At 38.4% G+C, this 19,984-nt stretch carries 8 protein-coding genes, 3 tRNA genes, 3 rRNA genes and 1 pseudogene; 14 read left to right on the forward strand and 1 reads right to left on the reverse strand.

Going from position 1 to position 19,984, the window contains the following annotated elements; translation table 11 throughout:
• The first annotated feature begins 23 nt into the window (after window positions 1–23).
• From D7D81_RS10960 to rnhA, 11 genes and pseudogenes are all read left to right on the forward strand, one after another.
• On the forward strand, window positions 24–5,594 hold the full coding sequence (locus tag D7D81_RS10960; protein WP_125989950.1) for an alpha-2-macroglobulin family protein: 5,571 nt from the start codon (window positions 24–26) through the stop codon (window positions 5,592–5,594).
• Complete coding sequence (pbpC, locus tag D7D81_RS10965) at window positions 5,594–7,930, forward strand: penicillin-binding protein 1C (RefSeq protein ID WP_125989952.1); 2,337 nt, start codon at window positions 5,594–5,596, stop codon at window positions 7,928–7,930. Before D7D81_RS10960 ends, pbpC begins: the two co-directional genes overlap by 1 nt.
• A 427-nt stretch (window positions 7,931–8,357) precedes the next feature.
• A 16S ribosomal RNA gene (locus tag D7D81_RS10970) occupies window positions 8,358–9,905 on the forward strand.
• Between the two features lie 61 nt (window positions 9,906–9,966).
• Window positions 9,967–10,043, forward strand: a tRNA-Ile gene (locus tag D7D81_RS10975).
• Window positions 10,044–10,147: 104 nt separating this feature from the next.
• Window positions 10,148–10,223: transfer RNA gene (locus D7D81_RS10980), tRNA-Ala, on the forward strand.
• A 200-nt stretch (window positions 10,224–10,423) separates the two neighbouring features.
• Window positions 10,424–13,533, forward strand: a 23S ribosomal RNA gene (locus D7D81_RS10985).
• A 106-nt stretch (window positions 13,534–13,639) separates the two neighbouring features.
• A 5S ribosomal RNA gene (gene rrf / locus D7D81_RS10990) occupies window positions 13,640–13,756 on the forward strand.
• The 16S, 23S and 5S rRNA genes sit together here with 3 tRNA genes alongside, the layout of an rRNA operon.
• A gap of 35 nt (window positions 13,757–13,791) precedes the next feature.
• Window positions 13,792–13,867: transfer RNA gene (locus tag D7D81_RS10995), tRNA-Asn, on the forward strand.
• A 134-nt stretch (window positions 13,868–14,001) separates the two neighbouring features.
• Window positions 14,002–14,946, forward strand: coding sequence for a mechanosensitive ion channel family protein (locus D7D81_RS11000; RefSeq protein ID WP_125989954.1), 945 nt, complete (start codon window positions 14,002–14,004; stop codon window positions 14,944–14,946).
• A pseudogene (locus tag D7D81_RS20295) lies at window positions 14,936–15,298 on the forward strand (TrmO family methyltransferase domain-containing protein); the annotation flags it as partial. The gene D7D81_RS11000 and the pseudogene D7D81_RS20295, both read left to right, overlap by 11 nt.
• 90 nt (window positions 15,299–15,388) lie before the next feature.
• Window positions 15,389–15,829, forward strand: a complete 441-nt coding sequence (gene rnhA, locus D7D81_RS20300; protein ID WP_353622122.1) for a ribonuclease HI — start codon at window positions 15,389–15,391, stop codon at window positions 15,827–15,829.
• Window positions 15,830–15,878: 49 nt separating this feature from the next.
• Here rnhA and D7D81_RS11010 read toward each other — a convergent pair whose 3' ends face one another.
• A complete protein-coding gene (locus tag D7D81_RS11010) occupies window positions 15,879–16,274 on the reverse strand; it encodes a Fur family transcriptional regulator (protein WP_125989958.1) in 396 nt (131 codons plus the stop codon).
• A 146-nt stretch (window positions 16,275–16,420) separates the two neighbouring features.
• On the opposite strand from D7D81_RS11010, the gene trpS reads away from it, so the two are divergent.
• The 3 genes from trpS to dinB all read left to right on the forward strand — a co-directional run bounded on the left by trpS (window position 16,421) and on the right by dinB (window position 19,758).
• On the forward strand, window positions 16,421–17,422 hold the full coding sequence (gene trpS, locus D7D81_RS11015; RefSeq protein ID WP_125992100.1) for a tryptophan--tRNA ligase: 1,002 nt from the start codon (window positions 16,421–16,423) through the stop codon (window positions 17,420–17,422).
• Between the two features lie 57 nt (window positions 17,423–17,479).
• Window positions 17,480–18,511 (forward strand): D-alanine--D-alanine ligase family protein, encoded by a 1,032-nt coding sequence (locus D7D81_RS11020; protein WP_125989960.1) that lies wholly within the window; start codon window positions 17,480–17,482, stop codon window positions 18,509–18,511.
• Window positions 18,512–18,600: 89 nt separating this feature from the next.
• Window positions 18,601–19,758, forward strand: coding sequence for a DNA polymerase IV (dinB, locus tag D7D81_RS11025; RefSeq protein ID WP_125989962.1), 1,158 nt, complete (start codon window positions 18,601–18,603; stop codon window positions 19,756–19,758).
• Window positions 19,759–19,984 lie beyond the last annotated feature (226 nt).

Below are 19,984 nucleotides of genomic sequence, written 5' to 3' on the forward strand. Positions count from 1 at the left end.
AGTGAATTGGGGAGGGGATATTAATGTTTAGCAAATTAAAAGATTTATTCAACAGGAATATAAAAGTGAGTTTGGCTGTATTAGTATTGATAATAGTTTTTGGTATAGTAGTGGGCAAAAATGTGGTCTTAAATAGAGACTTAAGTCAAATGATGAAGAATCAGGAGCAGGATAAAAAAATAACACGTGTTACATCAGGATTAATAAAAGCAGGGGATAAGATTGCCATTAGGTTTGATAAACCACAGGTGTATAAGAGATATGTGGGGGAGACAATCAAAAATAAGGGTATATTTACTTTTATTCCTGAATTAAAAGGGGAAGTTTATTGGAGTGATGAACAAACAGTAGTTTTTAAACCAGAAGAAAAGTTAGTAAAGAATCAGGATTATACAGGATTTATCCACTTAGATAAATTGTTTCTTAATTTAGAAGATGTTTCTCCAGTAAAAAAAGGAATTGAGTTTAAAACCTTAGGACAGTATTTAGAAAGTTTAGATGGTGAATTTGAATTAATAGATAATAGTAATCAAGGGAAAGCCAGGTTTGTTGCTAGGCTTAAGCTGGCTGAAAAGGAAGATAAAGATGTAGTCAAAGAAGCGATAGGGTTTACAGGTTCTAAAGGGGTGGATTTAGAAGTTAAAACAGCTGATAATTACAATTTCACACTGGTTTCAGACCTGCTTAATCAAACTGAAGAGGATCAGAACTTTTCCTTAGTAATCAAGAAAGAAAAGTTAGGATTACATAAAGATTTTAAACAGAATTATCTTTTACCAGCAATAGGTCCCTTAAGGATATTAAATATTGAGGAAGAAAAGGTTGATGATCATTCCAATATCAGGATGATTTTTTCAGATGACTTAGCTAAAGATTTAAATTATGAAGCATATTTAAATGTAGAACCAGAACTTGATTATGAGGTGAATGTTGACGGTAGGGTCTTAACACTAGCTGGTGAGTTTAAAGCCGATCAAAAGTATAGAATTAAAATATTTAAAGGAATTAAAGGGAGATTGGGTAGTAAATTAGCTACTACTAAAAATGTAGATTTTACAGTCAAAATCTCTGATATAGAACCTAAACTTAGGTTTGCTCAATCAGGAATGTTTTTAACGACAGCTAAAAAACAAAAAATAACTTTTCAGACTATGAATGTTAGACGGGTTACAGCTAAATTAAAGAGAGTTAGTTCCCATAATCTAATTGAATTCATAGAACGGCATTCTTATCGTCCCAATAGTGATAGTTTTGATGAATATGATGAACGTTCATTTCAATGGGCAGGGGAGGTAATAGAGGTTAAAAGCCTTAAGATTGGTGAAGAAAAGAATAAATGGATTACTTCCCAGCTTGATCTATCATCAGCAATAGAAGAAAGTCAGCCGGGATTATATATTGTACAACTTGAATTTGATGAAGATGACACCATATATATGCCGAAAGATTGGGATGACTATGATGCCGAATCTTATGTTAGATCAAATGGGAGGAAGACTAAACATATTATTCTCAGTAATTTAGGGGTAACAGTCAAGAAGACATCTAATAAGACCTATGTTTTTGTAACAGATCTATTAACAGCCCGGCCGGTAGAGAATGCAATAGTTAAGCTGAAAGATGAGTATGATGGTACAGGTGATTATAATGACAGATCTGATGATGATGATGGTGATTATGGAGACGATGATGGAGATAATTATTATGATTATGATCATGATGCTGAACTGATAGAAGTTGCAACCACTGATGAAAATGGGATTTGTGTCTTGAATAAAGAAGCCGAGTATTTAGTGGTAGAAAAAGGACGGCACTTTTCTATTTTAGAGTTTGATGAAACAAAATTAGATAGTTCATTATTTAATACAGGTGGTATTAATAATGAAGCTGGTATTAAAGCATTTATGTATACTGATCGGGGGGGTTATAGACCAGGTGATAAAATTAATCTATCAGTAATTGTCAGGAATGAGGATAATACCTTTCCAAGTAATCATCCAGTAACTTTAAAGGTATATAACCCTAAACGCAAATTGGTTTATGAAGAGACCAGTCGAAAGGCTGAAGATGGTTTTTATACTTTTGGTTTTGCTACTAAAAAGACAGATTTAACTGGAAATTGGGAAATGAAAGCAGAAATTGCTGGTCAGTCATTTTATAAAGAATTAAAGGTTGAATCAGTAGTGCCTTACAGAATAGAGGTCAAGATTGAGCCGGAAAAGGAAAAATTGAAATTAAGTGATTCTAAAGTTAATTTTTCTTTATCTTCTAAGTATTTATTTGGTGCCCCAGCTCAGGGCTTAGATAGTAAGACTATAATTAAAATTGAGCCTTATGAGGTGAGTTTTGATAGGTTTAAACATTTTACTTTTACTAATTCCGGTCAGTATTTTAGTCCAATTAGTAGTGAAAAATTTAATAAAGAACTTAATAAAGAGGGAAGAACAGATATAAGTTGGAAATTACCAGAAATTCATGATGTACCTTCTGCCTTGAGGGTTAATATTAATAGTAAAGTCTTGGAGAAAGGTGGGAGACCAGTTCCGGCGACTAAATGGATTCCCATTGAAGTTTATGATCGCTATGTAGGAATTAGGGAATTAGAAGACAGCGATTTAGAAATTGGTAATAAAGTAAACTTTGATATAGCACTGGTCTCTAAAGATGGTGAATTAATTGCCGGTGAAAAATTAAAGTACAAGATTTATCGAATGCGTCGTTATTGGTGGTGGGAGTATGATGACCGAGATTCCTTTAGAAAGCATTTCAAGAATGATAGCTATACTGAGGTAATTGCTCAAGGTACTTTGACTTCTAAAGAAAATCTGGCTTCTTTAGAATATGAACTTGATGATTATGGGGAGTTGTTTTTAGAAGTAGAAGATGTCAATGGTGGTCATAAGGCCGGTTATTTCTTTAGATCTTACTGGTGGGGAGATAGTGGGACAAAACAGAGTGCTGATATTGTGACATTAAAATCTGATAAGGAGGAGTATTATCCAGGAGAGATAGCTAAAATTGTTCTTGATACCCCTAAAGAGGGTAGGATTTTATTTGCTATTGAAAAGAATGGTCAATTACTTGATAAGAGATGGGAAGAGATTAAAGGGAATCATACTATCCTTGAAATACCAATCAAAAAAGAGTATATCCCTAATGCTTATGTATTTATTTCAGTTTATCAGCGGCAGGACAATGGAAATGATCTGCCAATTAGGATGTATGGGATAAAATCACTTAAGGTAAATAAGAAAGATGCGCGTTTGAATTATATACTAAAGACTCCCGAAGAAATCAGACCCAAAGAAGGGTTTAAAATTGAAGTTCAAACTAAAGATAAGAGGGTGTCACAGTTTACAATTGCAGTGGTGGATGAGGGATTACTTGATATAACAAATTTCAGAACCCCTGATCCTCTAGCTTATTTCTTTCAAAAAGAGCGCTTGATCACGAAGACTTTTGATACATTTTCTGACATTATTGGTTTGGATTGTGGTTATATCTATAATGTGTTTTCCATTGGTGGTGGGGTATCCAAAAAGTATCAAGAGAAACAGTTACAAGCTGAACAGACGGACCGCTTTGAACCGGTTGCTTTATTTAAAGGGCCAGTAAAGACTGATCAATCAGGTCATGCAGAAGTTGATTTTAAAATGCCAAACTATATTGGCAGTGTAAGGGTTATGGTTATTGGAGCTAATAAAGGAAACTATGGGCAGGTAGAGAAGAATATACCTGTAAAAACAGAGTTGATGTTAATGCCTACTTTACCAAGGGTATTAGGTCCCGGGGATAAGATTAAGGTGCCAGTTACTGTATTTGGGATGGCAGATAATTTAACTGATGTGCAGGTAAGAATGAAGGTAGAAGGGCCAGTTGAAATAATAGGTGATCAAGTAAAACAGCTTCATTTTAATGGTGTAGCTAATAAGGATATAGAATTTGACCTGAAGGCTAAAGATGGTGTTGGTGAAGCTAAAATAGAATTTACGGCTGTAGATAAAAAACATAATTACCATAGTGAGAAGGCAATTAATCTGGCAGTTAGACCTTACAATCCTTACACATATAAGGCGAGCAAACAGGTAATTAAGGCTGGAAAAGAAGTTTCTTTTAAGGTTCCTAATAAAGGAATTGAAAATACTAATTATGCTCAAGTCAGTTTGTCTAAACGCAGGAGCCTTAATCTCAATCACCGTTTAAAATGGTTAATTAGATATCCTTATGGTTGTATTGAACAAACAACTTCCAGTGTTTTTCCCCAGCTTTATTTGACAGAGGTTTTACCAATGGAAGAGGAGCGACTTAAGGAAATAGATCAGAATATTAATGCAGCAATTAAACGCTTTAGAAAATTTCAGTTAGCTAATGGTGGATTCTCTTACTGGCCTAATGGAAATCATGCCAGCTTATGGGGTACTAATTATGCAGGACACTTTTTAATTGAAGCCCAGACCCATGGATATTCTGTTCCAGGTAGTATGTTGGCTGATTGGTTAGAATATCAAAGAGAGCAGAGTAAAGACAAAGAAGGCGGTCGTTTAACCAGGGCTTATCGTTTATATTTACTCACTTTAGCTAATAAGCCGCTTATTAGTGAAATGAATTATATGCGGGAAAATGAACTGGAGCAAATGAATGATACTAGCAAGTTCTTTTTAGCAGGGGCGTATAAAATAGCTGGTTATGATAAGGTGGCAGATAAGTTAATCGCGGACTTAGATTTTGAAGTTGAAGATTATCAGGAAACAGCTGGAACTTATGGATCAAGTTTGAGAGATAAAGCAGTCATCTTGGATATTATGACTTGTTTTAAGAAATATGATACAGGCTTGGTTTTATATAATGATATTGCTAAAGAATTATCTTCTGAAGACTGGTATTCAACTCAAACTACAGCTTATTCATTATTAGCGACCAGTAAGTATTTAATAGCATTAGATGATCAAGATAAGAGTTTAGAAGCAGAAGTTATATTAGCTACAGGGGTAAGTAAAAAAGTTAATACAGATGAGAAGATTGCTAACCTTCCTGTAACAGATAGTTATGGTAAGCAGGTAAAAGTCAGAAATAATATGGAAATCCCTTTATTCGCTATTTTGGAATGGGAAGGAATTCCTTTAAGAGGTGAAATAGAGCCATCAGAAAAAAATCTGTCTTTACAGGTAGAATGGTTAGATGAAGAAGGAAATAAAATTGACCCTAGTAAATTAAAACAAGGCACTACTTTCTGGGGCCACTTTATAGTAGATAAAACAGTGGAGGAAGAGATTAATGAGATGGCTTTAGTTCAGATATTACCAGCTGGTTGGGAAATAGAAAATATCCGTTTATCCGATTCAGGTTTACCTGAATGGATGGATGATTATGACCTGGATAATGAAGAATATATGGATATTAGAGATGATAGAATTAGATGGTTCTTTGATATGGGGGATTATGATTATGACTATGAGTTTGTAGTTAAGATTAATACTGTAACAGTAGGAGAATTTTATTTACCGCCAACAGTAGTGGAGGCAATGTATAATAATAAATATAAGGCTAATACAGCAGGAAGAAGAGTTAAAGTTTTGAGTAGAGGAAGTAATTAATGAATAAGATAAAGCTTAAAAGGTCGATTTTAATAAGTTTAATTCTGATTATATTGATAAGTGGAGGGGTATGGCAGCTGAGTAGGCTGCCTGTTCCTCTGTTTCCTGATGACTATAGTACAGTTGTTGTTGATGAATCAGGTGAATATTTACGAATATTTTTAAATTCTAAAGAGCAGTGGATTTTCCCGCCGGGCAGTAAGGAGATTCCTGAAAAATTGAAGGTATCAGTAATTTACTTTGAAGATAAGAGATTTTTTAACCATAGCGGGATTGATTTCCTGGCGGTAGCTAGAGCAGTTATTCAGGATTTAAAGGCCTGGAGCAAAGTGAGTGGAGCAAGCACAATTACTATGCAAGTAGCTCGTTTGACTAGGACAAAAGAAAGAACAATTAGTAACAAACTAATTGAAATGATACAGGCCTTAAAAATAGAAAATAAGTATAGTAAAGAAGAAATTTTACAATTATACTTGAACCATGCCCCCTATGGGGGAAATATAATCGGTTATAAAGCTGCTTCTTTAAGGTATTTCGGTAAAGAACCTGATCAGCTTACCTGGGGTCAGGCTTCCTTATTAGCAGTATTACCTAATAGTCCAGGTTTAATTACGCCTACTAGAGGTAGAGAGAGATTGAGACAGAAAAGAGATGGTTTATTAGATAAATTAAAGGCCAGGGGTATAATTGATGAGATGACCTGTAGATTGGCTAAAGCTGAGGAGATCCCAAATCGAGAAGTTCCTTTTAATTTAGCAGCACCTCATTTAGCCAGGAGGATTAAAAATAAGCTGAATCAGGATCTGATTAAGACTACAATCAATAAAAAAATGCAGATTCAGGTTAATAATCTAGTTAAAAATTATATGGAAAAGATGAAACAAAAAGGGGTCAATAATAGTGCTGTATTAATTGCTGATACTAGAACCGGGCAAGTGAAGGCATATATTGGCTCTAATGATTATTTTGATCAACAACATTCCGGGAAGATTGATGGGGTGCAGATTAAAAGATCCAGTGGTTCAATCTTAAAGCCATTCTTATATGCCTTAGCTATGGATGAAGGATTAATTATTCCAGAGAGTAAGATAGAGGATATTCCTGTTAGTTATGGGGCATATTCCCCATATAATGCTAATCACCGATTTAAAGGAGTAGTTACTGCAAGAGAGGCCTTAATTAATTCCTTAAATGCCCCAGCGGTTAGTTTGTTGGATGACTATGGGGTTACAGAGTTTTACAATTTTCTTACTGAGGCGGGGGTAAGCACATTATTTAGAGATGCTAAGGGATATGGCCTCCCTTTAATTTTAGGTGGAGCAGAAGTTAAGATGTGGGATATGGTAGCTTTGTATAGAGGACTAGGTAATTATGGCAGTTTTTCTGGGTTACATGTTCTGGCTAATGGTAAGAACGGGCAGGCAAAACAACTAATTACTAAGGGTTCAGCATATTTAACTTTAAATATTATTGATGATCTAAAACGTCCAGGTTTAGAATATTTTTGGCGGGATTATTCTTCTAAATGGCGGATTGCCTGGAAAACAGGGACTAGTTATGGGAATAGAGATGCCTGGGCTGTTGGGGTAAGCCCTGAATGGACGATTGCAGTCTGGATAGGTAATTTTGATGGCCAAGAAAATGAGGAAATAAGCGGGTTAAATGCAGCAGCACCATTATTTTTTAGTATTTTTAATACCTTACCTAAAAATTATTATCAGGATTTTTTTGCTGAACCCGAAGGAGATTTAAAAAAAATAAAAGTATCAACTAAAACTGGTTATCGAATTAGAGATAAGATTATTAATGAGAGACTAGGAAATTTAACAGAGGCTTTAGTCTCAAAATCAGCCCAGCCTTTGATATATTCTCCTTATGAAAAGCTTATTTATACTAATCGAGCGGGGACTTATGAGGTTTGTTCACTGTGTTGGGATAGAGATGACTTAGCCAAAAGTTTAAAATTAGTTTATCCACCCCAGGTAGTAGCCTATTTAAAAGAGAGAGGGAATGAGGTTTATACCACTTTACCTCATAAGAAGGATTGTCCTAGTGTTAGTAATGGTAATTCAATTGAATTTATTTACCCCCAACAAGATAGTATAATTTCAATTCCTAGGGGGGCAGATGGAAAGTACCAGAAGGTAAACTTTAAGGTAGCCCATACTGGTAAGAATAGTAAGTTATTTTGGTATTTAGATCAAGAATATTTAGGGAGTACTACTGGAAAACATCAGAAGTTATTACTACCAGAACATGGGAAACATATCCTTCATGTTGTAGATAATGAGGGTCATCATCAGGAAATAAGTTTCTATGTTAAAATTAATAATTAGGATTTATATTTGAATTTCCTTAACTTCAAAAAGCCCTTGACAGGGGAAGACAGAGATGTTAAGATATATCTTGTCGCCGCTAAAAGCGGTAAAGAGTTGGAACTGATAAGTAGATATGATAAAAGACTATTTATGAAAAAACTACTTGACAGTAATCGACAGAGATGATAAGATGTAAAACGTCGCTGTTAATACCACTTGGAGAATGATTTTTGAAATAAAATAAAAGTTCTTGACAAGTGAGGTTAAAAGTGATAAGATATAATTCGCTGACAGATAATAAAAAGTCAGTGAGATAAACAAATTAATGTTCCTTGAAAATTGAACAACAAGCAATGACGCAAGTGCGAGCCTTTTTTAAATAAAAGGCAAGTATCCAAAAGAGTTCAAAAGTATTCAAAGAGTCACAAATAATCTATTAAAATTTTTAATGGAGAGTTTGATCCTGGCTCAGGACGAACGCTGGCGGCGTGCTTAACACATGCAAGTCGAACGACCCGCCTTAACAGATTCCTTCGGGATGAAGATAAGATCCGGGTAGTGGCGGACGGGTGAGTAACGCGTGGAGAACCTGTCTCTCAGTCAGGGATAACCTGGCGAAAGCCGGACTAATCCCAGATAGCCTTAAGAGTAAGCATTTACACTTAAGTAAAGGTGCCTAGGCATCGCTGAGAGGTGGCTCCGCGTCGGATTAGCTAGCTGGTGAGGTAATAGCTCACCAGGGCAACGATCCGTAGCTGGTCTGAGAGGACGATCAGCCACACTGGGACTGAGACACGGCCCAGACTCCTACGGGAGGCAGCAGTGGGGAATCTTCCGCAATGGGCGCAAGCCTGACGGAGCAACGCCGCGTGAGTGATGAAGGCCTTCGGGTCGTAAAGCTCTGTCCTTAAGGAAGAACCGTCAATGCAGGAAATGGCATTGACCTGACGGTACTTAAGGAGGAAGCTCTGGCTAACTACGTGCCAGCAGCCGCGGTAATACGTAGAGAGCAAGCGTTGTCCGGAATTACTGGGCGTAAAGGGTACGCAGGCGGATAGGCAAGTCAACTGTGAAATATACCGGCTTAACCGGTAAGGTGCATTTGAAACTGCCTATCTTGAGTGCAGAAGAGGAGAGCGGAATTCCTAGTGTAGCGGTGGAATGCGTAGATATTAGGAAGAACACCAGTGGCGAAGGCGGCTCTCTGGTCTGCAACTGACGCTGAGGTACGAAAGCTGGGGGAGCAAACGGGATTAGATACCCCGGTAGTCCCAGCCGTAAACGATGGACACTAGGTGTTGGTGGTTCGAATCCATCAGTGCCGGAGTTAACGCGATAAGTGTCCCGCCTGGGGATTACGGTCGCAAGACTGAAACTCAAAGGAATTGACGGGGGCCCGCACAAGCGGTGGAGCATGTGGTTTAATTCGATGCAACGCGAAGAACCTTACCGAGGCTTGACATCCCGTGACCATCTATGAAAGTAGAGTCTAGTCTTTGACTACACGGAGACAGGTGGTGCATGGCTGTCGTCAGCTCGTGTCGTGAGATGTTGGGTTAAGTCCCGCAACGAGCGCAACCCTTATCCTTAGTTACCAGCAAGTAAAGTTGGGGACTCTAAGGAGACAGCCGGTGAAAGCCGGAGGAAGGTGGGGATGACGTCAAGTCCTCATGCCCTTTATGCCTCGGGCTACACACGTGCTACAATGGTCAGTACAGAGGGGAGCGAAGCTGTGAAGTGGAGCAAATCTCAGAAAGCTGATCCCAGTTCGGATTGCAGGCTGAAACTCGCCTGTATGAAGTTGGAATCGCTAGTAATCGCAGGTCAGCATACTGCGGTGAATACGTTCCCGGGCCTTGTACACACCGCCCGTCACACCACCCGAGTTAGATGCACCAGAAGTCATTTGCGAATGCCAAAGGTGTGTCTGGTAAGGGGGGTGAAGTCGTAACAAGGTAGCCGTACGGGAACGTGCGGCTGGATCACCTCCTTTCTAAGGAGAATGCGTCAAGCTTGTTGTTCAACTTTGAGGGAAGATTTTCTTCCTGAAAGAAGGGCCTATAGCTCAGTTGGTTAGAGCGCACGCCTGATAAGCGTGAGGTCGGTAGTTCGAATCTACCTAGGCCCACCAAAATCTTCATGTTAAAGACGCAAGGAAGATTTTGGTGCTAGGCCATCGAGGCCGTCGCACCATACTAGAAGTTTGAGGTTAGAGAAATATCCAACTTCCAAAATGGGGGTATAGCTCAGTTGGGAGAGCGCCTGCCTTGCAAGCAGGAGGTCAGCGGTTCGAATCCGCTTACCTCCACCATCTTAGAAGTTAGAAATAAGAGGTTGGAGGTTAGATTAAAGCAAAAACCTTAAACTAAAAACATTCTAAAAAACTGTTCTTTGAAAACTGCATACAGGAAAAGACGAAGGTACCAGAAAGGAAGTAAGAGGTCTGAGGTAAGAAGTAAGAAACCGAAGACGGAAACTTCTAGGAAGGTACTACAATTTTCTAAGAAGAAAGATTAAGCTAATAAGGGCTTACGGTGGATACCTAGGTACCTGGAGCCGAAGACGGACGTGCCAAGCTGCGAAAAGCCGCGAGTAGCTGCTAAGAAGCGTAGATACGCGGATATCCTAATGGGGAAACCCGGCGGTCGAGAGGGCCGTCATCATATAGTGAAAGAAGTAGCTATATGAAGGGAACCGGGGGAAGTGAAACATCTAAGTACCCCGAGGAAAAGAAATCAAAAGAGATTCCCTAAGTAGCGGCGAGCGAAAGGGGAAGAGCCTAAACACATTTAATGTAAGGCTACAGCCGTTGTTAAATGTGGGTTTAGGATAATCATGAGTGAGACTGTAGAATCACAAAGGCAGTTGAATCTTTAGCCGAATGACCTGGGAAGGTCAGCCAGAGAGAGTAAAAGCCTCGTAGGTGAAAAGGAGAGACACCTTAGATTATCCAGAGTACCACGGGACACGAGGAACCCTGTGGGAAGAAGGGAAGACCATTTTCCAAGGCTAAATACTACCAGGTAACCGATAGTGAACAAGTACCGTGAGGGAAAGGTGAAAAGAACCCCGTGAGGGGAGTGAAATAGAATATGAAACCGTAAGCTTACAAGCAGTGGGAGGACTATTAGAAAGTCTGACCGCGTACTTTTTGTAGAACGGACCGGCGAGTTATTCTTAGTAGCGTAAGGTTAAGCCAGAAAGGTGAAGCCGCAGCGAAAGCGAGTCTGAATAGGGCGCAAGTTACAAGGAATAGACCCGAAGCCAGGTGATCTACCCATGACCAGGGTGAAGCGGGAGTGAGAACCCGTGGAGGCCCGAACCAGGTGATGTTGAAAAATCATTGGATGAGTTGTGGGTAGGGGTGAAAGGCCAATCGAACCTGGAGATAGCTGGTTCTCCTCGAAATAGCTTTAGGGCTAGCCTCAAGGAATAAAACTAGGCGGTAGAGCACTGATTGGACTAGGGGCCCAACAAGGTTACCGAATCCATTCAAACTCCGAACACTTAAGTTTATAAGCCTTGGGAGTCAGACTACGTGGGATAAGCTTCGTAGTCGAAAGGGAAACAGCCCAGACCACCAGTTAAGGTCCCAAAGTACAGACTAAGTGGGAAAGGAAGTGAGGTCGCAAAGACAACCAGGATGTTGGCTTAGAAGCAGCCATACATTTAAAGAGTGCGTAATAGCTCACTGGTCGAGCGTCCTTGCGCCGAAAATGTAACGGGGCTAAAGTCTGTCACCGAAACTGTGGATGTGTAAATTGTTCACGAAGTCTATTGTTAACTAAAGATAGAGATATAGAGTTACATTTAGTCAAAAGTAACAAAAAGAAATTCAAAACGAGACTTTTGACCAAATGACTCCAGGTTAAAGTCTATTTAGCAAAGCAGCTAAAGTCTGTCTATCAAAGCAGTAGATTGCGTGAACAGTTTACACATGGTAGAGGAGCATTGTATAGTGGAAGAAGCTGTACCGTAAGGAGCAGTGGACGCTATACAAGAGAGAATGCCGGTATGAGTAGCGAAAAGAGGGGTGAGAATCCCCTCCGCCGAAAGTCTAAGGTTTCCTGAGGAAGGCTCGTCCGCTCAGGGTAAGCCGGGACCTAAGCCGAGGCCGAAAGGCGTAGGTGATGGATAATTGGTAGAGATTCCAATGCCGCTATTAATCGTTTGAATGAAGTGGGGACACGGCAAGAAAGACAAAGCACACGACTGGAGGTGTGTGCAGAAGCCTAAGGTAGGAATAAAGAGGCAAATCCCTTTATTTAACTATCGAAGGTGATCTGGACCCGAGAGAGGGGAAGTTGTCAAACAAGCTGTCAAGAAAAGCCACTAGTGAGATTAATAGTGCCCGTACCGCAAACCGACACAGGTAGACGGGATGAGAATTCTAAGGCGCGCGAGAGAACCCTTGTTAAGGAACTCGGCAAAATGACCCCGTAACTTAGGGAGAAGGGGTACCACGAAAGTGGGCACAGCAAAGAGGCCCAAGCGACTGTTTAGCAAAAACACAGGTCTCTGCTAAGTCGTAAGACGAAGTATAGGGGCTGACGCCTGCCCGGTGCTGGAAGGTCAAGGGGAAGTGTTAGGTGAAAACCAAAGCATAGAACCTAAGCCCCAGTAAACGGCGGCCGTAACTATAACGGTCCTAAGGTAGCGAAATTCCTTGTCGGGTAAGTTCCGACCTGCACGAATGGCGTAACGACTTGGGCACTGTCTCAACAAGGGACTCGGCGAAATTGTAGTACCAGTAAAGATGCTGGTTACCTGCGACAGGACGGAAAGACCCCGTGGAGCTTTACTGTAGCCTGATATTGGGTTTTGCTAAAGGATGTACAGGATAGGTGGGAGGCTAAGAGCTTGGTACGCTAGTATCAAAGGAGCCGCAAGTGGGATACCACCCTTTCTTTAGCGGAATTCTAACCAGAGGCCATAAACTGGTCATGGGACATTGTCAGGTGGGCAGTTTGACTGGGGCGGTCGCCTCCCAAAAAGTAACGGAGGCGCCCAAAGGTTCCCTCAGTGCGGATGGAAATCGCACGAAGAGTGTAAAGGCAGAAGGGAGCTTAACTGTGAGACCAACAAGTCAAACAGGTACGAAAGTAGGGCTTAGTGATCCGGCGGTATTGAATGGAAGAGCCGTCGCTCAACGGATAAAAGTTACCCCGGGGATAACAGGCTTATCTCCCCCAAGAGTTCACATCGACGGGGAGGTTTGGCACCTCGATGTCGGCTCGTCGCATCCTGGAGCTGAAGCAGGTTCCAAGGGTTGGGCTGTTCGCCCATTAAAGCGGTACGCGAGCTGGGTTCAGAACGTCGTGAGACAGTTCGGTCCCTATCCGTCGCAGGCGAAGGATACTTGAGAGGAGCTATCCCTAGTACGAGAGGACCGGGATGGACACACCGATGGTGTATCAGTTGTTCCGCCAGGAGCATAGCTGAGTAGCTAAGTGTGGAATGGATAAACGCTGAAAGCATCTAAGCGTGAAACCAGCCTCAAGATTAGGTATCCCACTCGCAAGAGGTAAGCCCCCTGGTAGATGACCAGGTTGATAGGTTGGAGGTGGAAGTGTGGTAACACATTAAGCTGACCAATACTAATAGGGCGAGGGCTTAATCTTAACTTTAAAAATTATTTTCCTGTATGCATTTTTGAAAGAATAGTTTATTGACAACTAAGATAAATATGCTATAATATGTGATGGATTATAAAAAGTAGATAAAATTTTCGGTGGCAATTGCGGAGGGGAAACACCTGTTTCCATTTCGAACACAGCAGTTAAGTCCTCCAGCGCCTATGGTACTGCAAGGGTGACTTTGTGGGAGAGTGGGTCGCTGCCGATTTTATTTATATTTATATATCGTTTACTAATATGTGTTCCCCGATAGCTCAGTTGGTAGAGCAGATGGCTGTTAACCATCGAGTCGCAGGTTCGAGTCCTGCTCGGGGAGCCATTTTTTTATTTGCAATATATTAAATAATAGAGATTTAAACATCTGTTTTGTAAAAACAGGTGTTTTTTATTTTACTGAATAATAGATATATGGTAGAATTATAGATGAATTTAATTAGGTGAGGGGTTATAATAATGTTAGAGGAAACCTGGTTACAGGAATTATCAGAGTTATTATATAATAGTAGATATCAGCTGTTATATTCTGTTTTACTAATTTTAATTGTATCTCTTCTTAAATGGCTTGTAAACAAGTTTATTAATAATAACGTAAAAGATATTACTATTCGTTATAAATGGCGTAAAATGACAACATATTTATCATTTATTATTACCCTTGCTTTAATTCTTCCTATATGGTTGAAGGGTTTTAAATCTTTTTTAACATACCTTGGTTTATCTACTGCCGGTTTAGCAATTGCCTTGCGTGATTTGATTGCAAGTTTTATAGGCTGGGTATTTATATTTTGGAGAAGGCCTTTTTCTATTGGGGATAGAATAGAGATAGATGGAATGGCTGGTGATGTTATTGATATACGTCTTTTTCAGTTTTCTTTAATAGAAATTGGTAACTGGGTGGATGCAGATCAGAGTACTGGAAGAGTGGTACATATTCCCAATAACAAAATATTAAGTTGTGATATTTCCAATTATACTGCTGGATTTTCACTTATCTGGAATGAGATACCAGTTTTAATCACCTTTGAAAGTGATTGGGAAAGGGCAAAGGAAATTTTATTATCAATAGCTAGAGAGGAATCAGATGATGTTGAGGTTAATAGAACTAAAATTGACCAGGCAGCAAAGAAGTTTTTGATATACTATGGGAACTTAGAACCTATTGTTTATACCAGGGTAAAGGAGAGTGGTGTTTTACTTACTATAAGGTATCTATGTGAACCCCAGCAACTAAGGAATTCAGAGGGTGTAATCTGGGAGAACATATTAAAGGTTTTTTCACAAGTTGAAAGAATTGAACTTGCTTACCCAACACAACGTTTTTATTTAAAAAATATTAAAGAAAGACAAGGGATAGAAATAAATGATAAATATAGAGAAGGTGATGAAAATGGAGATTAACTTTACATCTGTAGGGTACATAAGGAATAATTATAATAATTTGAATAATATACCAGGACAACCCTATAGTGATGAAGAAGGTCATTATCTGGAGATTAATAAAGAATATCAGAGTGGGTTAAAAGAGTTAAGTAGGTTCAAGTATATTTATGTTATTTTTTATTTGCATAAGGCAGCAAATGAGGAATTAAATGATATTGATCATAAGTTTAGGATAAAAAAAGAAGGGCAGGATATAGGTGTATTTGCCAGTAGAGAACCTTCACGACCGAATAATATTGGTCTTAGTATTGTTAGATTAATACGAATAAAAGAAAATATAGTTTACATATCTGGAATAGATGCTTTAAACGGGACACCTATCATTGATATTAAACCATATATTGTAAAGCTTGATAACCATGAAGATGCTAATAAAGGATGGATAAAAGAGGAGTTAATTATGGATAAAAAGATTGAATTATACACTGACGGTGCTTGTTCAGGTAATCCTGGACCAGGTGGATATGCGGCTTTAATCATTAAAGATAATGAAGAGATAATTATTAAAGGATATCAACCGGAAACAACAAATAATAGAATGGAATTAATGGCAGTAATTGAGGGATTAAAAGAAATTGATAAAAATACTTCTGTTAGATTATTATCAGATTCAAATTATGTATTACAGGGACTTGAAGAATGGTTGGAGGGGTGGAAAAAGAGGGGTTGGAAAACAGCCAGTAATCGGCCTGTTAAGAATAAAGATCTCTGGATGGAATTAGATAACTTGTCCAAATATCATGAACTGGAATTTGTCAAAGTAAAAGGTCATTCAGGAAATGAATATAACGAGAGAGTAGATTCATTAGCTAAAGAACAGATAGAGTTAAATAATGAATGACGATAAAAGAGAGAACCCGTTTGGAAACGGGTTCTTAAAGTGATTAAACTTAGTTTTTTTGCTGACAATTTAAACATAATCCGTAAAACTCAATGCGATGGCTATATACCTTGTATGGCGTTTCCTCATTTACTTTTTGGTTTAGTTCATTATTCAGTGGCATATCCAGGTCAAAGACACCTCCGCATTTTTCGCAGGTGAAATGATAGTGGTTTTCCGGGTTGCCGTCAAAGCGGCTATAAGAACTGCCGAAATCAAGTACCATAATTTCACCCATATCAGCTAATAATTTAAGGTTACGGTAAACTGTTCCTAAACTTATATTAGGAATGTCTTTTTTAACCCTTTCATATATCCAGTCAGCAGTAGGGTGTGTATTTGTACTTCTTAATGTTTTGAGTATAAGACGGCGTTGTTTAGTCATTCTGTGTTTAGGTGACTTCATAGAAACTCCTCCAATTAATAATAATTATTATTATTTATTTTATCAATAAATGCGATATAAGTCAAGTAACCGCAAGCTTGACGTAGAAAAAAATATTTGATATGATTAACTAAAATTTGTAATTTGTGAAGGAAGGTTTGGTAGATATGGTAGAAAAGACAAAAAGGATTTTAACTGGTGACAGACCTACAGGCAAACTACATCTTGGTCATTATGTAGGCAGTTTACAAAATAGAGTAAAATTACAATATGATTATGATACCTTTCTAATTATTGCAGATGTACAGGCTTTAACAACCAACTTTGAAAAGCCTGAAAAACTATCAAAAAATGTGCGGCAGGTTGCTAAAGATTATTTAGCAGTGGGGATTGATCCTGATAAAACAACAATTTTTGTTCAGTCATTAGTACCGGAGATAGCTGAACTTACTGTTTTTTATTCAATGATTGTAACTGTTAATCAATTACGACATAATCCTACTATTAAATCAGAGGCAGAGCAATACGGTTATAATGATATGACCTATGGTTTTTTAGGTTATCCAGTTAGTCAAGCAGCTGATATCACCTTTTGTAAAGCCGACCTGGTTCCAGTAGGTTCTGATCAACTTCCACATGTGGAACAGACAAGAAGGATTGCCAGGAAGTTTAATCAGTTATACGCCCCTGTTTTTCCAGAACCAGAGGCTTTAATTAGTGATTTTCCTCGTTTAGTTGGACTTGACGGGGAAAATAAGATGAGTAAGAGCTTGGGAAATGCAATTTATCTGGCAGATAATGCTGAGGAGGTAGGCCAGAAGATTATGCAGGCCAAGACTGATCCAGCACGAATTCGCAAAGATGATCCAGGACATCCGGAGGTCTGTACGGTTTATGAATATCATAAGGCCTTTAACACTGAAGAGGCAGCTGATATTGAGGAAATGTGTTGTGCTGGAACAATAGGTTGTGTGGCCTGTAAAAAAAATCTTGCTGCTAAAATAAATAAACTATTAAAACCAACCCGTCAGAAGCGTCAAAAATATGAGGAAAATGAGCAGTTGCTTGATGAAATTTTATTGGCTGGAACTAAAAAAGCCAGGGATATTGCTCAGGATACGATGGCAGAAGTGCGTGAAGCAATGCAATTAGATTATTTTTCTGTATAATTTCTAATTTTAATTAGTATTTATATAATAAGGCTTTGATCAGAAAGGGGTTATTGAATGAGTAAACTTCGGGTAGGGCTTTTATTTGGTGGGCGTTCACAGGAACATGAGGTATCCATTATGTCTGCTCGATCCGTTTTTTCAATGCTTGATAAAGAAAAATATGCGATTATTCCATTTGCTATTACTAAAGATGGGGTATGGCTTAATTCTGAGCGTTCACAGAGGATATTAGATGATGATAAAATAAGCAGGGTTTTTAATGATACAGATAATTCAATAAAAAATAGTTTAGCTACTTTCCTGGAGACAGACCTGGATACTGTATTTCCAGTATTACATGGACCTTATGGTGAAGATGGTAAGATACAGGGACTGCTTGAAATGCTTGATATTCCATATGTAGGGGCTGGTGTAATAGGGTCTGCTGTAGGAATGGATAAAGCAATTATGAAAGATATTTATGCTGCAAATAATATTCCTCAGGGGAAATATATAGTGGTTTATTCTTTTGCCATTGATTTAGGTAAGATCAAGGATGAGATAAACAGTAAAATTTCCTGGCCTTGTTTTGTTAAACCAGCTAATATGGGTTCAAGTATTGGTATTAGTATGGTGCATAATTCATTAGAATTAGAAGAGGCCCTAAATAAGGCAGCAAAACATGATCATAAAATAGTTATTGAAGAGTATATTAAAGGGCGAGAACTGGAGTGTTCAGTCCTGGGAAATGAGGATGTAATTGCTTCTCTACCAGGTGAAATTAAACCTGGGCATGAATTTTATGACTATCAAGCTAAATATCAGGATGAATCAACAGAATTAATGATACCTGCTCATTTAGATGATGATATTATTGATTCTCTTAAAAAGATAGCAATGAGGGCATTTAGAGCAATAGATGGGCGGGGGCTGGCTAGAGTCGACTTTTTTATTAAAGATAATAATGAAATTTTGGTAAATGAAATTAATACGATTCCTGGTTTTACCAGATACAGTATGTATCCTAAATTGTGGGAGGCTAGTGGAATAAAATATGGTGACTTAATAGATAAATTAATTAATTTATCACTTGAATGGCACTCTTAGCATATGGGGTTGCCATTTCTTTATATATTTTTAAATAGATATTGCAGAAAATGGTTACGTAACAATAAGTTATTTGAAGGGGTTTTTTTATGGTATTAGAAATAATGCATATTGATATGGATGCTTTTTTTGCTGCTGCAGAACAACTTGATAACCCTGAACTTAAAGGAAAACCGGTTATTGTAGGGGGAACGAAGTTAAGCAAACGTGGTGTTGTATCTACAGCTTCTTATGAAGCCCGCAGATATGGTGTTCATTCTGCAATGTCTATAGTTGAAGCCAGGAAATTGTGTCCTGATGGTATTTTTCTACCAGGTAGGCGACAGAGGTATGCTGAATTATCAGAAAGGGTTTTTGCGATCTTTGCTAAATACACACCATTAATTGAGAAACTTTCTATAGATGAGGCTTTTCTTGATTTGACAGGTTGTCACCGCCTTTTTGGTACTTCAGTCCAGATCGGTAAGGCTATTAGACAAGAGATAAAAGAAAAAATAGGTTTGACGGCTTCCGTTGGTCTTGCTCCCAATAAATTTCTTGCTAAACTTGCCTCAGAAGTTGATAAACCAGATGGATTTTATATTATTAAGGAGGATGAAATAGATGATTTTTTACTTGATTTACCAGTTGGGAAAATATGGGGTATAGGTGAAAAAACAGCTGATATTCTGCTTGGGCGGGGGATTAAAACGGTTGGTCAATTACGACAGTTGTCGATAAATTTGCTCTCATCACTCTTTGGTAAAGCAGGAGAAAGGTTATATTATCTGTCCCGGGGAATAGACAGACGGAGTGTCGAGGTTAATAATGAGTTGAAATCTATTAGTTATGAGGAGACATTTCAGAATGATCTAAGTGATAAACACAGGCTGTATGCGCGTTTAGCGGTTATGTCTTCTAAAATAGCCAGGCGACTCAGGATGTATAGTCTTCAGGGAAATACAGTTTCTATAAAAGTACGTTATGGTGATTTTAGGACATATACCAGACGATTGACAATGGCTGTACCTACATCCACTGATGATACAATATATTCTACAGCTAAGAGACTGCTTAATAAAGAAGGATTGTTAAATAAACCTATTAGATTACTTGGGGTTGGAATCAGTAATTTTTCTACCGGGGATAAGAAACAACTCTCACTTTTTTCTGACAGAATTAAAGAAGAAAAGCTCTCCAAAACTATTGATGGGATAAAGGATCGTTATGGTGATAATATTATTAAAAAAGCCAGAAATCTGGAGTAAATTAAGTGATTGTTATTTTAAGAAGTTGTAGCCAATAGTATTTAATTATTGGCTGCTAATATAATATTTGTAATATATAAGTAGCACTTAAATATTGTACTTTTCCGTTCCAGCCAATTATATTAATTCCGCTTGTCGTTCATTGCGGCGTCCTGCCTACGTGAAAAATATAGAGTCGCTTCATTAATATAATTGGCTTACACAAAGCATTAGTGTGAATATATTA

It is taken from the genome of Halocella sp. SP3-1, assembly GCF_003953885.1.
In the GTDB taxonomy this organism is placed as follows: Bacteria; Bacillota; Halanaerobiia; order Halanaerobiales; family DTU029; genus Iocasia; species Iocasia fonsfrigidae.